General features: G+C 69.9%; 11 protein-coding genes. 2 read left to right on the top strand and 9 right to left on the bottom strand.

Annotated features, from left to right (window positions below):
- Positions 1-14: 14 nt before the first annotated feature.
- The 6 genes from AB0I38_RS01815 to AB0I38_RS01790 all read right to left on the bottom strand — a co-directional run bounded on the left by AB0I38_RS01815 (position 15) and on the right by AB0I38_RS01790 (position 8,031).
- Positions 15-1,763 (bottom strand): DUF262 domain-containing protein, encoded by a 1,749-nt coding sequence (locus AB0I38_RS01815; RefSeq protein WP_358460254.1) that lies wholly within the window; start codon positions 1,761-1,763, stop codon positions 15-17.
- Between the two features lie 8 nt (positions 1,764-1,771).
- Positions 1,772-1,903, bottom strand: coding sequence for a hypothetical protein (locus AB0I38_RS01810; RefSeq protein ID WP_358460251.1), 132 nt, complete (start codon positions 1,901-1,903; stop codon positions 1,772-1,774).
- 94 nt (positions 1,904-1,997) lie between these two features.
- A complete protein-coding gene (locus tag AB0I38_RS01805; protein WP_358460248.1) occupies positions 1,998-2,954 on the bottom strand; it encodes a LysR family transcriptional regulator in 957 nt (318 codons plus the stop codon).
- Complete coding sequence (locus AB0I38_RS01800) at positions 2,951-6,262, bottom strand: helicase HerA domain-containing protein (RefSeq protein ID WP_358460245.1); 3,312 nt, start codon at positions 6,260-6,262, stop codon at positions 2,951-2,953. Before AB0I38_RS01800 ends, AB0I38_RS01805 begins: the two co-directional genes overlap by 4 nt.
- Positions 6,259-6,969: a hypothetical protein gene (locus tag AB0I38_RS01795; protein ID WP_358460242.1), complete on the bottom strand. Its 711-nt coding sequence runs from the start codon at positions 6,967-6,969 to the stop codon at positions 6,259-6,261. The genes AB0I38_RS01800 and AB0I38_RS01795 overlap by 4 nt, the downstream gene beginning before the upstream one ends.
- A gap of 3 nt (positions 6,970-6,972) precedes the next feature.
- Positions 6,973-8,031, bottom strand: a complete 1,059-nt coding sequence (locus AB0I38_RS01790; protein WP_358460776.1) for an endonuclease domain-containing protein — start codon at positions 8,029-8,031, stop codon at positions 6,973-6,975.
- A 452-nt stretch (positions 8,032-8,483) separates the two neighbouring features.
- On the opposite strand from AB0I38_RS01790, the gene AB0I38_RS01785 reads away from it, so the two are divergent.
- A complete protein-coding gene (locus tag AB0I38_RS01785) occupies positions 8,484-9,254 on the top strand; it encodes a SigB/SigF/SigG family RNA polymerase sigma factor (RefSeq protein WP_358460239.1) in 771 nt (256 codons plus the stop codon).
- Positions 9,255-9,257: 3 nt separating this feature from the next.
- Here AB0I38_RS01785 and AB0I38_RS01780 read toward each other — a convergent pair whose 3' ends face one another.
- A complete protein-coding gene (locus AB0I38_RS01780; protein WP_358460236.1) occupies positions 9,258-9,842 on the bottom strand; it encodes a hemerythrin domain-containing protein in 585 nt (194 codons plus the stop codon).
- 76 nt (positions 9,843-9,918) lie between these two features.
- Entirely contained in the window at positions 9,919-11,577 is a 1,659-nt protein-coding gene (locus tag AB0I38_RS01775) for a catalase (protein ID WP_358460233.1), read from the bottom strand.
- A gap of 181 nt (positions 11,578-11,758) precedes the next feature.
- On the opposite strand from AB0I38_RS01775, the gene AB0I38_RS01770 reads away from it, so the two are divergent.
- Positions 11,759-12,940, top strand: coding sequence for a TerC family protein (locus AB0I38_RS01770; RefSeq protein WP_358460230.1), 1,182 nt, complete (start codon positions 11,759-11,761; stop codon positions 12,938-12,940).
- 307 nt (positions 12,941-13,247) lie between these two features.
- Here AB0I38_RS01770 and AB0I38_RS01765 read toward each other — a convergent pair whose 3' ends face one another.
- Positions 13,248-13,796, bottom strand: coding sequence for a hypothetical protein (locus tag AB0I38_RS01765; protein WP_358460227.1), 549 nt, complete (start codon positions 13,794-13,796; stop codon positions 13,248-13,250).
- Positions 13,797-13,804: the final 8 nt, after the last annotated feature.

Below are 13,804 nucleotides of genomic sequence, written 5' to 3'. Positions count from 1 at the left end.
CGGCGAAACGGTTTTCAACCAGAGCCATATGCGGCCTCGTCCGGTAGGGCCTGCTCGTCCTCCGGCAGGTCTTCGATCACCAACTCGGACAGGGGCGGGGTGTTCTCGAAGCCCCACTCGCACATCCGCTGAAGGAAACCCGCCAAGTTACGCACCAACTCCTCCTGCCTAGCCTGGAGGAAAGAGGTGAACTCGCTCGCCCGCAGCAAGGAAATCGCCTCGGGAGAGATGAGGTGTGACGCGAGCACATCACTCCACGCGGTGTCTTCCAGGAACAGTGGTGGGGTGACGAGCAGGCCACCGATGTCCTTGCCCGCTTCCCTGGCCATCGTGGGAACGAGGACTCGGTTGGCGGCCCAGAGGCGGTATTTGGCGTCGACCAGCCTGGAAGGGACGACGTACCGGACGGCGTCGGCAGGCGTGGGGCGATCAACGAGGCATTCGGCGAGGTCGCCGATCTCGGGCCGCTCGCCCGAGCTGGGATCGCGCGGCTCCAGCGCCCACCAGGCGCATAGCGTGATCTTGGCAGCGGCCTCGTTGGTCTTGAACCGCCGCAGTTCGGGCAGGGGCGGAGCGGGCCGGTCTACCGTGCTCAGAAGCCCTTGAACCGATCCGGTGAGATCGTGCGGATGGATCTTCGCGCAGAGTGTGCGGACCGCGCCCGTGGTGCTTCCGCGGAAGATTTCAGGCCCGATCAGGGCCGCACGCCAGAACCAGCGCCGCAACAGCCGTCTGTTCGCGGGATCGGGCTCGGGGAAGTGTGCGAAGAGGCGAGCGAGAACCACGAGGAGATAGCGGAAGGGGAGGAGCGTGAAATGTGGAACCCCCGCGTCACTCTGTAGGAATCGCACGGCCCGTCGGATGGCCTCTTCGCCTGCCTGGAAAGCAGTGTCGCGATCTTCCCCCGGAAAATCGCTCACTCCGCGTCGGTCGTCGTCGTCGAACTCCAGGCGGATCTCGTGCTGGACGTCGTGACCGCGCCGAGCCAGAATCGCGTAGAGAACAGTGTCATTGTCGATCCGGCCGAAGTCGAGTTGCTCATCAATGTGCGCCGAGATCTCGTCGATCGTCAGCGCCGGCTGCTCCTCATCACCCGCGTAGAGAGCGGAGAAGATCTCGGCCCGGCTCAGTCGCTTACCATAGTTGTTCATGCGGTCGAAGATGTCCTGCAGGACTTCGGCGTTCTCCTGCTCGACCTGATAGGCGGGCATCGGGTACTGGCGCAGAATCGTGGTCAGGTTGAACGCCTTGTCCTGGTAGTCCGCAGCCTCGGGATAGGTCGAGAACCACTTCAGCACCCGGCGCAGATCGAACAGCACCGGTAGGGGGACCACGAAGGGGTCGACTGTGGACGGACGGGAGACGAAGCCGATGTCACGCCCGGGCATCCGTTCGTTCTCGCGCAGGTCGTAGGCCAGGGCGAAACGTGGCTCGTGTGCCGCGTCCTCGTGCAAAGCGTTCGCCAGGCTCGTGATGCGCTGCTGCCCGTCCACGACCCACAATGCCTGGTCCATGCGTGGTGCTTCGATCTGGAGGGCGCCCAGTCTGATGCGTTTCGGAGGAGCGGACCGTACCCAAAGCAGCAGGCTGCCAACCGGATAGCCCTTGACGATGCTGTCGAACAGGCGGACCACGTCCGCTCGATTCCAGCGGAAATCACGCTGAAAGTGCGGCACCCGGATCTGGCCCCGCCACGCCATGCCGACGAGTTTTTCCAACTCGTACGTAGCCGCGCTGGGGCGGGTGTCCAATCCGGTCATCATGGATGCTCCTATTCTCGGGCCTGGATGGAGACGAACACCGGCCCTCTCACCTGATTCTCGCTGACGGCGTGGTACGGGCCGAATCGACGACTGATGTGAGTGACGATCACGTTCAGCCACCGGTTGTTCTCGATGGTCATCCATCGTCAGGCTCTCCAGTTGATCGTATAGACCGGACCTGACCTAGGGACGCGATCAGGAAGCACACATCAACGCCACTGGATGGCCGACTCTCTAGCTCCAGAGCGTGATGTGGATGGACGGGCGGAAGCGGCCGACGTGCACGCCCGGACCGCGCAGCATGGCCTGGGTGGCGCGCGGGCTGGTGACGAACCTGACCAGTTCGGCCGCCGCCGGGGGAGCGCCGCGTTCGGCCAGGGTGAGCGTCACCCAGGTGCCGTCGAAGCGGAGAGACTGGCCGGTGACGCGGGTCAGCCGGCCGTTGGCCAGGTCCTGTCCCACCGCGAACGAGATCGCCGCCGCGACTCCGCTGCCGCGCTTGGCCTCCTCCAGCGCCGCCGCGTGGCTCTGGTAGATCCGCTGGTGCTCCTCTGGCACGTTCAGCCTGCGCAGCATGGTGGGCACGGCGCCGAGGTCGGTCGCGGCCGACGGACCGAGCAGCCAGATCTGCTCGCGCAACTGGTGAGAGCCGACGTCGCGGCCGGCGAACGGGTGGTCGGGCCCGCAGACGACCACGATCTGGTAGTTGAGGAACGGCTTGCAGGTCAGGGAGCCGTCCACGTTGCCGGGGTTGGGGCCGATCGCCACGTCGACGGTCCGCGAGTGCAGCAGCGCGCCGAACTGCCGAGGGTCGTGCACGCTCAGCTCCACGTCCAGGTCGGCGGCCCGCCCCGCGAACAGCCCGATCAGTCCGGGCGCGGCGTGCTCGGCGAACAGGCTCGACGCGGCGACCCGCAGCAGCCGGCGGCCCTGGGCCGCCTGGCCGACCTCGATGATCGTGCGTTCCTGCAGGCTGAGCAGTTCGGCCGCCCGGCTGGCCAGCCGCAGCCCGCCGGGCGTGAACGCGAGCCCGGAGGCGGTCCTGGCGAACAGCCGGTCGCCGAATTCCTTGCGCAGTTGCCCGATGTGCAGGGAGACGGCCGCCTCGGAGACGTCGAGCTCCGCGGCCGCCAGCTTGACCGAGCCCAGTCGCACTACGGTCGCGAACGCGCGCAGTTGGGTGGGTGTCATGACGCGGCCGCCGCCGCTCTAGCGATGACCTCCTCGGTGGTGAGCGGAGCCTTGGGGTGGTGGGTCAGGCACATGGGGACCCGCGTCTTGACGAAGGCACGGCCCTCCGGCGCGAGGTAGAACTCGCCGGAGATCAAACGGGATATCTCGGGCACGCTGCCGCCTTTGGCCTGGGCCATTTCCTTGGCCGTGTTGATCTGGATCGGCGCGTTCAGCAGGCCGAAGAACTGGGTCGCGGCGTTGCCAGGGATCTGGTTGTGCAGCCCCTTGGGCGCCTGGGTGGCGAAGACGAGGCCGAGGCCGTACTTGCGGGCCTGGGAGGCGAGCGCCAGCGTGCTGCGCAGACAGGCGGTGGCGCCTCCGACGGCAGGGGCGAACGTCTGCGCCTCGTCCATGACGAACAGGCCGCCGAGCGGCCTGTCGCCGGCCGGATGCTTCTTGATCCAGGCGAACAGCGCCATCTGGAGCTGGCCGACGAAGCTCTGCCGCTGCTCGTCGACCGGAAGCCCGGCCAGGCTGATCACCGAGACGCGGGCCCGCTTGCCCGATGGCGGGGTGAGCAGCAGCCCGGGGTCCACCGGCTCGCCCCAGCCGCCGAACAGCGGGTCGTTGTCCATCGCCGCCGTCAGCGACTGGGCCAGGCCGGCCGCGATGCGCGGGGCGCCGGCCAGCTCGCTCACGCCGTCGGGCAACTCGGACAGCAGCGCGACCAGGCCCCTGAGGCTCGTCCCGCCGGAGCGGCCGTAGTGTTCGAGCGCCTTCCGGAGCACCGCCTGACCGAGCTGGGCCTTGCCGGTCGAGGCGTTGAGCTTGACCCGGGGCACGATCGAGGCCACGGCCGCCTCCACGGCCTCGGCGAACTCGTCGGGGTCGTCGGCCACGCCGGCGAAGTCGGGCAGCGGGTGGAAGCTCAGCGGCCTTCCCGCCGCTCGTCTCGGGGTCCAGACGACCACGTCGGTGTTCGCCAGGTACTCGTCGGCCCGGCGCGCGTCGCCGTCCTCCCAGTGCGTCGGCGGCTCCGGCCACCTGTCGCCCAGCCGGGCCAGGTCGTTGTTCGGGTCGAGCACGATGGCCGACACCCCGCGCAGGGCGCACTCCTCGATCAGCCGCCGGATGAGCACCGTCTTGCCCGACCCGGAGCCGGCGAAGATCGCGATGTGCTTCCTGAGCGCCTCCAGCTCGACAGTCGCCGGCGCGCCGTCGACCGCCCGCCCGATCACGATCCGCGCCGCGTCCTCCGTCCGCCCGAGGCCCACGGATCCGGCCCGAGCGGCCCTGGACTGCGCGGGCTCGCGCTGCGCGGGCCTGAATTGTGCGGCCTCGGGCTGCGTGGGCCTGGATTGTGCGGCCTCGGGCTGCGTGGGCCTGGATTGTGCGGGCTCGGGCTGTGCGGTCCTGGATTGTGCGGGCTCGGGCTGCGTGGGTTCGGGGCGCGTGGGTTCGGAGGGGGTACGGCCGGCGGGGGTCGGTGAGGTGTGGGGAGCCGGAACGGTCCAGGGGTCGGAAAGCGCCTCGGTGAGGAAGGCGATCTGCCGGGTGGGCCGGCGGGCGGCCAGCCAGGCGGCCAGGTGCGGCGGCCCGGCCGCGAGCAACTCCTTGAGCGCGGCCAGCTCCCGCAGGTCATCGTCGCCCAGGGCCAGTGTCCGGCCGCCCGCTCGCTCGAACGCCTCGATGACCTCCCTGGTGCGCGGCCCCTTCGACCACGGCGTGTTCCGCAGCACGAACAGCCGCCGCTTGGGCACCTCAGCGTCCAGCCCGGCGGCGACGGCCGCCTTGCGCACCCGGTTCAGCGCTGCGATGGCGTTCTCCGCGCCGACCGCGCGGAACCCCCAGTGCACCTCGTCCTCGGTGGCCTCGTCGAGGGTGCGGCGCAGCCGCGCGTGCATGGGCGGCTTGGCGCTGGGCGGAGGGTCCTGGCTGAACTCGCGCCCCGCGTCGCCCTGCTCGGCGATCCAGGCCGACAGCCCGGCCGACAGCAGGGCGGGCATGATCGCGTCCTCGGTGGCCGAGTCCGGCACGGGCCGGGCCACGGTGTCGCGCAGCTTGGCGTACAGGGCGTCGATGTCGGTGAGCTCCGCGACGTCGGCGGCAGGCGCCGCCGGGGCCGGGGCCGGGGCCGGGGTGGTGCGCTGGAAGCCGTCCAGCTCTCTGACCTCCCCGTCTTTCAGGCAGGCCTGGATGTGCCCGTCGATCCTGATGAGGAGCTGACGCGGGGTGAAACCGGGCGCCTGCTCGAAGGCCGAGGGCAGCACCGGCCACGTCGGGTACGGCGGCTCGATCCCGGCCGCCTGGTACTGCACCTCGAACCGCCTGGCCACCAGCCGGCGCCCGGTCTCGGCGTCGGGGATGGTCATCAGCGGCGCGGCCTGCCGGAAGCGGTCGCGGACCGTGTCGGTAGCCACCTTCTCGATGAGGGTCCACGTCGCCGGGATGCAGGAGACGACCGTGAGGGTGCGGCGGGTGTATTCGCGCAGCGCCATCAGGCCGCCGGCGATCCGCTCGATCATGAGCCGTTCGCCGGCGTCGTGGACCGTCGTGGGGTCCGTCGACGTCAGCGACTGGGCCACCAGCGCGTCGATCTGGTCGACGGCGACGACTGTGGGGCCGGTGAGCGCGAGCAGGTGCGAGATGTCCCTGACGATCTCCTGCGGGGTCCGGTCGACCTGCCGGATGCCCCACCGGGCGCGCTCGCCCGGCTCGCCCTCGGGCACCGACGACAGGTACGCCTCGCCGAGGTCCTGCATCCCGAGGTCGTCGGAGGCGTAGAGCACGAGCGCCCGCGCGGCGTCCTGGGCCAGGCTGCCGGCCTTCCGGTCGAAGCGGCGAAGCGCGCCGACGAATGTGTCGAGCTCCTCCCGGGTGACGGACTTCTTCCCGGTCACCGCCCGCCGTACCATCCTCGGCACGTCGGCCGCCGCCGCCAGGCGGGACAGGAACACCTTGAGCTGGCTCTCCCCGTTCGCGCCCTCACGGGCGAGGCTGTCGAGGAGGGACACCACCATGCTCTCCCAGAAGCCCTTGGCGTCCAGCAGCCCGGCGAGGACGAAGTAGCCGCCCTCCCGCTGCGTCCGCTCGCGCATCCAGCCGAGCAGGTGTGTCTTGCCCGCGCCGCGCTGACCCTGCACGATCACGCCGATGGGGCTGGCGTCGGGCCGGCTCCCGGCCTCGGCCAGGCCGTCGAGCAGCACCTTTGTGGACGCGCCGTGCAGGCCCTCCACGTGGAAGTCCGAGTGGCGCCACACGTCGTCGGCGCCCTCGGTGTAGTTGAAGCTGAGTGCCTCCAGGGCGTCGGTGCCGGGGGCCGTCACGGCTTGCCGATCCAGAGCAGGTGCTTGTCCTGGTCTCCGATGATGACGGCCGCCTCCCGATCCTGCGCCGTAAGAGCCTTCTGGTTGGACTCGGGGACGAGGTTGACGTCGGCCAGCCGCTCCATCCGTACGAGGGTCTCGTCTACCTGCTGTCTCGGCGCGTCGCCCAGGAGCGGGCGGAGCCTCGTCAGGCTGACCCAGGTGCCGGGCTCGGCGGCCAACTCCGTGTAGGCGGCGCGGACGCGCGCCTCCAGACCGCCCGGCTCCCCGGCCGGAGTCTCCCCGGCCGGGGCCTTCTCGGCCGGAGTCTCCCCGGCCGGATCCTCCCTGGCCGGAGCCTCTGCCGTCTCGACTTCGGTGGGCTGGAAGACGTCGGCGAGTCGCTGGTGGGTGCGCTCCAGGAAAGTGGGCAGCCAGCCGAGCAGCGCCCGGGCCAGCACCCCCGACGAGCCGGTGAACGCGGGGAGCCGCCCGGTGCGGAGGTCCTCACCCAGGCGGGCCCAGCCGGAATCGGTCAGCACGTGGACGAACCCGCGGCCCTGCTTCCAGCTGTCGACCAGCTTGAGCTCGTTGAGCCTGCGCCGTTTCTTCCCGTCGATCGTCAGCCCGCGGCGCTCCTTGAGCTCGCTGTTGGAGATCTCACGGGCCTCAACGGCCAGCACGACCAGGGCGGAGAATTCGGGGAGCGACAGTGCGCGCTCTGACATCGGTCATCCTTCCGGTGTTCCACGGCGACGGCTGAGATACAGCTCGATCTGGCGGACCACGGCTTGCGGGTCGGTCATCACATGGGAATCGGTGAAGCGGAGCACGGCGTAACCGGCGAGCTGGAGGCGTACGTCGCGCCGCCGGTCCTCGTCGAACGTGCGGGGGCCGCGGTGCTCGGGGCCGTCGATCTCGACGACGCACCGTTCGTCCTGCCACAGGAGATCGACCCGCACCGGTGCGGCCAGCGGGTGCGGCCGGTAGGTCTGGTTCCAGGCCCGCCCGGCGGCCCACGCGTACGGCGCCAGCGCGGCTTCCAATGCCTGCTCGCTCCGGCTCCCCGGATGCGGCCGCCCGGCCACCGCCGGATGACTCACGCGCGGCCGCACCTCCTCACCGACCACGGACGTCACCCGCCGGAGGCGGTCGGTCTCCAGCGGGGGCGTCACCGGCTGGGCGCGGTCGGTGTTCAGTGGGGGCGTTACCCGCTGGAGGCGGTCGGTGTTCAGTGGGGCGCCGGTGAGCCAGACGCCCAGCTCGCCGCGCTGGGCGAGCCACTCGCAGCCCGCGACGAGCACCTCCTGGCCGGCCGGTGAGAGCCCGGCGGGCACGTCGACCAGGAGCGCCAGGCGTGACCTGCCGAAGCTGGTGGCGATCACCCGGGCCAGCCCGGCGGCCCGGGTCTCGGGGGAGAACCCGCTGGGTGCGTCAGGCCGGCCGGACAGCGCCAGCTCGGCCAGCTCGGCCAGGAACGGCCCGAAGTGGTCGCTGGCCGACGCCCGGCGCAGAGCCAGCGTGCGTACGGCGGCGATGCCCGCGCCCCCGGGCCCGTCGAGCCCTTCGGCGCCTGGCAGCCACGCGGGAAACAGCGCGACGGCGGTGCGCTGGAGCTCGCACAGCGCGGCGGCGACGAAGCCGGTGGTGGAGCGCGCGCCGGCGGGCAGGTAGGTGACGATCGCGGGGGCGTCGTCAGGCAGGGGGTCGGTCGCCAGGGCGACGGTCTCGGTGTCGGCGCCGTCGAGCCATACCGGCCGGCCGACCGGTAACCGCGCCCACGACCGCACCAACTCGCCGCCTTCGACTCCCGAACACCAAGTCTTGGCGACGGTATACGGCCCGCTCGGGAAAAAGAAGCGGGACGGCGAACCTGACATCTCGCTTCTCGCCCGGTCACCCCGCTCCGCTCAGGCGAGTCGTCCGCGCCAGGGCCAGACCCCGTCGTCCGCCAGGGACGGATTCGTCGGCTGCGCCAGGGCCAGACCCCGTCGTCCGCCAGGGACAGATCCGTCGGCTGCGCCAGGGGCAGACCCCGCCGCCCGCGTCAAGGTCGGGCCGGCCGCTGGGCCGGCCTGACGCGCCCTCTTCGCTCCGCCGCCAAAGTCGGCGGAATATTCCGCGCGAAAGGGGTATATACCTGTCGAAGTCCAGCAGAGGGCTTCGCCTCGAGAATGGGTGAGGCGTGCTTCTGCCTGGACTTTTCCTGGATGTGGCCGCCCCGCTGAAACAAGGAGTAGGCATGGCTGTCCAGGAACTCGTGCTCACGGAAATGACCGCCGAACAACTCCTGACCGAGATGGTCAACCCCGATACGCCCGACAGCGCCCGCGAGCGGCTGCGTGAGCGGTTGGTGGAGATGCACGACCGGCTCGCGCACGAGATCGCCCGGCGTTACCGCTACCGGGGCGAGCCCATCGAGGACCTGCTCCAGGCCGCGTACGTCGGCCTGATGAAGGCCATCAACGGCTTCGACGCCTCCCTCGGCCACGAGTTCAGGGGATACGCCGTCGTCACCATGACGGGCGAGGTCAAGCGCCACTTCCGGGACCGCACCTGGGCCATCAGGGTGCCCCGCGTCTACCAGGAGCGCCGTTCCGAGCTCAACAAGCTCAGCTCCGACCTCTCCCAGGACCTCGGCCGCGCGCCGACCGTCGCCGAGCTGGCGGCCAAGATGAACATCTCGCAGGAGGACGTGCTGCTGACGCTCGACGCGTCGGCCGCCTACAGCACCCTGTCGCTCGACGCCCCGCTGGGCGGCCCCGACGACGACGCCACGCTCGGTGACGTCCTCCCCGAGGAAGACCACTCGCTCAGCGTCCTGATCGACAAGCACGCCGTGAAGCCGCTCATCGACTCCCTGCCTCCGCGGGAGAAGAAGATCCTCCTGCTGCGCTTCTACGGCAACATGACGCAGTCGGAGATCGCCGCGGAGTTCGGCATCTCGCAGATGCACGTCTCCCGCATCCTGCGCAACGTCCTCTCCCAGCTGCGCGCCGGACTGTCGGACTAGCGGTCAGTCCTGCTCGCCCATGGCCTGGCGGATCAGGTCGCCGGCCCGGTCCATCATCGCGATCGGAGCGCCGATCAGCACGTTGCTCACGGCCGACTCGATCCCGGGGTGGGGATGGGTCGGCGCGAGCGCGGCGGCGGCCTTGACCCAGGCCGCCAGCGCCCGGCGCTGGGCCACCGAGGTGTTGGCGCGCAGGCGCGGGAACTCGTCCCTCTCCTCGGCTCGGGCGTGCTCGGTCACGGCGGCGCGCAGCGCGGCGAGGCGCGTCGAAAATCCGCGGGCGTCCGGTCCCGTCCGGTCCAGGTCCCTCAGCAGTTCCTTGGCCTCCCTCTCCTCGGTCAGGCGCTCGTCGACGATCGCGTCGCCGTCATAGAGCACCAGCCGGGCGTAGGGGTGGACGATCTGCTCCTCGATGGTCTCGTGTACGGCCAGCAGCCGCACCAGCCGGGTGAACGGCTCGGCCCGGCGGCCGGCGGACGCTCGCTCGACCTCGTCGAACAGGTCCTGGATCATCACGTGCTGAGCCAGCAGCAGATCGACGACGTCGGTCTCGTCCATGGTCTCCGGCATGACGGGGGACTCGGGCATGGTGTTCCTTTCGCGGGGTCGTCGAACGTGGCGGTGCCCGCGCCGCCGGTCACGGTGGTGCGGGCCCGCCTGGGAGTCATCCGGCGTGAGCGGCCCGCTCGTTGGGCACGCAGTGCGTCATCTTCAGGCCGCTGACGTCGCGCGGCCCGTTGGAGCCCAGGTTCGACAGGCGCGCCCGCTCCTCGTCGGTCAGGGTCTGCTTGTCGAGCGGCGGGAGATCGGCGACGTCCTCGGGACGGATGCCGAGCCCTTCGCCGACGCGCAGGCCCAGGTCGTCCTCCACGAGCAGGAAGTGCCAGACCATCCGCTCCTGGACGCGCGGGTCGCACTGCTTGAGCGCGGCGATGAAGTTGTCCACCAGGTCGGCGCGTTCCCACTCCTCCATCAGCAGGTAACGCTGACCCGCCTGGGTGTAGTCGTTGGTCCGGGGGATGCGCTGGCGGGTGAGCCGTCCGGAGATGACCGGGCCCTGCTCGTCCACGGTCGGATAGTCGGCCTCGCGCAGCCCGTCGACCAGCGACGGCTCGTAGTTGATGTGCGGGCTCTCCCCGGCGGTGTCGACGAAGTAGGTCATCTGGCCGTCGCGCTGGTTGGTGCGGACGGGAGAGTTGCGCGCCTGGTTGACCGGCAGCTGCAGGTAGTTGGGGCCGACCCGGTAGCGCTGGGTGTCGCTGTAGGAGAACGTACGGCCGACCAGCATCTTGTCGTCGGAGAAGTCCAGGCCGTCGATGAGCACGCCGGTGCCGAAGGAGATCTGCTCGTTCTCGGCGAAGTTGTTGTCCACGTTGCGGTTGAGCACCATGCGGCCGACCGGCCTGGCCGGGAACTCGTTCTCGGGCCACACCTTGGTGTCGTCGAGCGGGTCGAAGTCCAGCTCGGGGTGGTCGTCGTCGCTCATGATCTGCACCAGCAGCTCCCACTCGGGGTAGTCGCCGCGCTCGATCGCCTCGTGCAGGTCCTTGGTCGCGTGCCCGAGGTCGCTGGCCTGTACGGCCGCCGCGTCGGCCTCGGTCATGCTGCGCACGCCCTGCTTGGGCATCCAGTGATACTTGACCAGGACCGTGTCGCCCTGCTGGTTGGCCCACTTGTAGGTGTTGACGCCGAAGCCCTGCATGTGCCGGTAGTCAGCCGGGATGCCGCGCGGGCTGAACAGGTTGACCAGCATGTGCATGCTCTCCGGCGTTTGCGACATGAAGTCGAAGATCCGCGCGGGCTCCTGCCTGAAGGTCACCGGATCCGGCTTGAGCGAGTGGATGACGTCGGGGAACTTGATCGCGTCCCTGATGAAGAAGACGGCGAGGTTGTTGCCGACCAGGTCCCAGTTGCCGTCCTCGGTGTAGAACTTGATCGCGAAGCCGCGCGGGTCGCGGGCGGTCTCCGCCGAGTCGCGCCCGCCGATGACCGTGGAGAACCTGACCGCGACATCGGTGCGCTTGCCCTCCTCCTGGAAGATCTTCGCTCGGGTGTAGCGGCTGATCGGCTCGTCGCCGAGCCTGCCGTACGCCTCGAAGAAGCCGTGGCTGGTCACCCCGCGGGCGTGGACCACGCGCTCGGGGATCCGCTCACGGTCGAAGTGGCTGATCTTCTCGAGGAACTGGTAGTTCTCGAGCGTCGCCGGCCCGCGCGCGCCCACGGTCCGCTGGTTCTGGTTGTCGTAGACCGGATGTCCCTGCCGGTTGGTCAGCACCTCGCGCTTGCCGCCCGACTGGGATCCTGTGCCCGAATTGTCAGTCATGTCCCCGGTTTCCTCTCCCTCGATGGGCCTCTTCCCATCCGGTCATCAAGGCCCGGTGCCCCGAGAGCAAAGAGTCATCCCTTATCCGCCGAAGAGTGCGGGCGGCATGAGGGGATATTCGCCGGGTAACAGACGCGGAGTGACTCGATCAAGGAGATCACAGTCGAACCATGGAGCGTGAATGGACGTACCCGCTGTCGTCTGGTGGCTGACGATCGTCGGAATCGCGGGCCTGCTCGTGTTCGACTTCGTCTTCCATGTGCGCAAGGCGCACGCCCCGACGCTCTCCGAGGCCGCGTGGTGGTCGGCCGGCTACGTGGGCGTCGCCCTGCTCTTCGGCGCCGGCGTGTGGATCTTCGGCGGCTCCGAGATGGGTGTCCAGTACTTCGCCGGTTACGTGACGGAGAAGGCGCTCTCGGTCGACAACCTGTTCGTCTTCCTCGTCATCATGTCGAGCTTCAAGGTGCCCCGGGCCTCCCAGCAGAAGGTGCTGCTCTTCGGCATCGTCTTCGCGCTGATCGCCCGGACCGGATTCATCTTCCTCGGCGCCGCGCTGATCAACACGTTCGCCTGGGTGTTCTACCTCTTCGGCCTCATCCTGCTGATCACCGCCGGCCAGCTGCTCAAGTCGGAGAGCGAGGAGGGCCACTCCCCGGACAACCTGGTGGTCCGCGTCGCCCGTAAGATCCTGCCCACCTCCGACACCTACGACGGCGACAAGCTCTTCACGGTCGCCGGCGGCAAGCGGGTCATGACCCCGATGCTGCTGGTCATGACCGCGATCGGCGGCACCGACCTGCTCTTCGCGCTCGACTCCATCCCGGCCATCTTCGGCCTGACCCAGAACGTCTACCTGGTCTTCACCGCCACCGCGTTCGCCCTGGTCGGGCTGCGCCAGCTGTACTTCCTCATCGACGGGCTGCTGGACCGGCTCATCTACCTGGGCATCGGGCTGGCCGCCATCCTGGCCTTCATCGGCGTGAAGCTCATCCTGCACGCGCTGCACGAGAACAACGTGCCGTTCATCAACGACGGCGAGCCGGTGAAGGTGGTCGAGATCAGCACCGGGCTGTCCCTCGCGGTCATCATCGGAGTCCTCGTCGTCACCGTGATCGCCTCCCTGGTCAGTGCCAAGGGGCGCGCGCAGAACGCGGTGTCCTGCGCGCGCCGCCACGCCACCGAGTACCTGTACGTCGAACGCGACCCGGCCCGGCGCGAGGAGATCTTCCGCGACCTGCTCGCGGAGGAGGCCACGATCCGCAAGCTGCCGGAGAAGTATCGCGCCAGGATCCGCGACGAGGACAAGCTGATGGACCTGCTCCGCAGGGCCCACGCCGACCACGACTCTCCGGCGGACCGCTGAGCGCCGGAACCTGGTCGCCCGGCTTCGACCGGGCAGCTGAAAGTTTCATCTCGGGACCCTGGTGAGGGGTGCTGGAAGGCCCCTGGGGACGGTGTGCGTTGACATCCGCCACCGCGTGCCAAGACCCTGTTGGGAGCGCTCCCACACGTGCTCTCGTGAGGAGGTGACGCCGCCAACCGTCGTGCGACCGTTCCACGACACCATCCCGCCCGGGTGGCAGACGCGGCCGGTGGGGAGGGCCCCTCCTCTCCCCGCCGGCCGCGTCCCTGGTGCCGGGGCCCACTTCCCGCCGCAGGCGCGGCCGTTGTCAGCGGGTCGCCTGGACGAACCTCTCGCGGGCCACCTCGATCGCCTCCTCGTCGCCGAATTCGCCGAACGCCTCGTCGTGATAGCGCTCGGGGATGATCTCCCTGACCCGTTCCGGGTAACCGGCGCCCGACTGCGGCACCCGTACCCGGTCGGGGGTGCCCAGCCGGACGGCGATCGGGCCCGACGCGCGCACCGAGACCGACCACCCGGCGCCCGGGCCGGTGATCGCGCACATGTGGTGCGCGTAGACCCACGTCACCTCTGCCACCGTGCCGGCGTCGGCCGGGTCGGTGCCGAACACGTCCACCGCGCACACCACGCGCCCGGCGTCCGGCCCGAACTCGTGCCCGTGCTCGTGATGCTCGGCCGGTGAGGCCCGCTCCAGCAACGCCGTCACCCGGGCGGTGAGCCCCGCCCGCAGCTCCTGCCGCCCGGCCAGGTTCAGCTGGACGGCCAGCGCCGCCCCGGCGAGGACGGCCAGGGCCACGGCGGTGACCACCACCGTCCTCGTCCGGCGCGTCGCCGGCCGGTGAACTTCCGTCACCATGCGCCGGC

Origin of the sequence: Nonomuraea cavernae, assembly GCF_040655715.1 — a bacterium.
In the GTDB taxonomy this organism is placed as follows: Bacteria; Actinomycetota; Actinomycetes; order Streptosporangiales; family Streptosporangiaceae; genus Nonomuraea; species Nonomuraea cavernae_A.
Note: the sequence above shows the minus strand (reverse complement) of the source record. Positions and strands in the feature narration are given on the sequence as shown.

Bases quoted from the DNA above. Each gene is read 5' to 3' on its own strand.
- AB0I38_RS01815 (WP_358460254.1), bottom strand. From the start codon at position 1,763: ATGATGACCGGATTGGACACCCGCCCCAGCGCGGCTACGTACGAGTTG.
- AB0I38_RS01810 (WP_358460251.1), bottom strand. From the start codon at position 1,903: ATGACCATCGAGAACAACCGGTGGCTGAACGTGATCGTCACTCACATC.
- AB0I38_RS01805 (WP_358460248.1), bottom strand. From the start codon at position 2,954: ATGACACCCACCCAACTGCGCGCGTTCGCGACCGTAGTGCGACTGGGC.
- AB0I38_RS01795 (WP_358460242.1), bottom strand. From the start codon at position 6,969: ATGTCAGAGCGCGCACTGTCGCTCCCCGAATTCTCCGCCCTGGTCGTG.
- AB0I38_RS01785 (WP_358460239.1), top strand. From the start codon at position 8,484: ATGGCTGTCCAGGAACTCGTGCTCACGGAAATGACCGCCGAACAACTC.
- AB0I38_RS01780 (WP_358460236.1), bottom strand. From the start codon at position 9,842: ATGCCCGAGTCCCCCGTCATGCCGGAGACCATGGACGAGACCGACGTC.
- AB0I38_RS01775 (WP_358460233.1), bottom strand. From the start codon at position 11,577: ATGACTGACAATTCGGGCACAGGATCCCAGTCGGGCGGCAAGCGCGAG.
- AB0I38_RS01770 (WP_358460230.1), top strand. From the start codon at position 11,759: ATGGACGTACCCGCTGTCGTCTGGTGGCTGACGATCGTCGGAATCGCG.
- AB0I38_RS01765 (WP_358460227.1), bottom strand. From the start codon at position 13,796: ATGGTGACGGAAGTTCACCGGCCGGCGACGCGCCGGACGAGGACGGTG.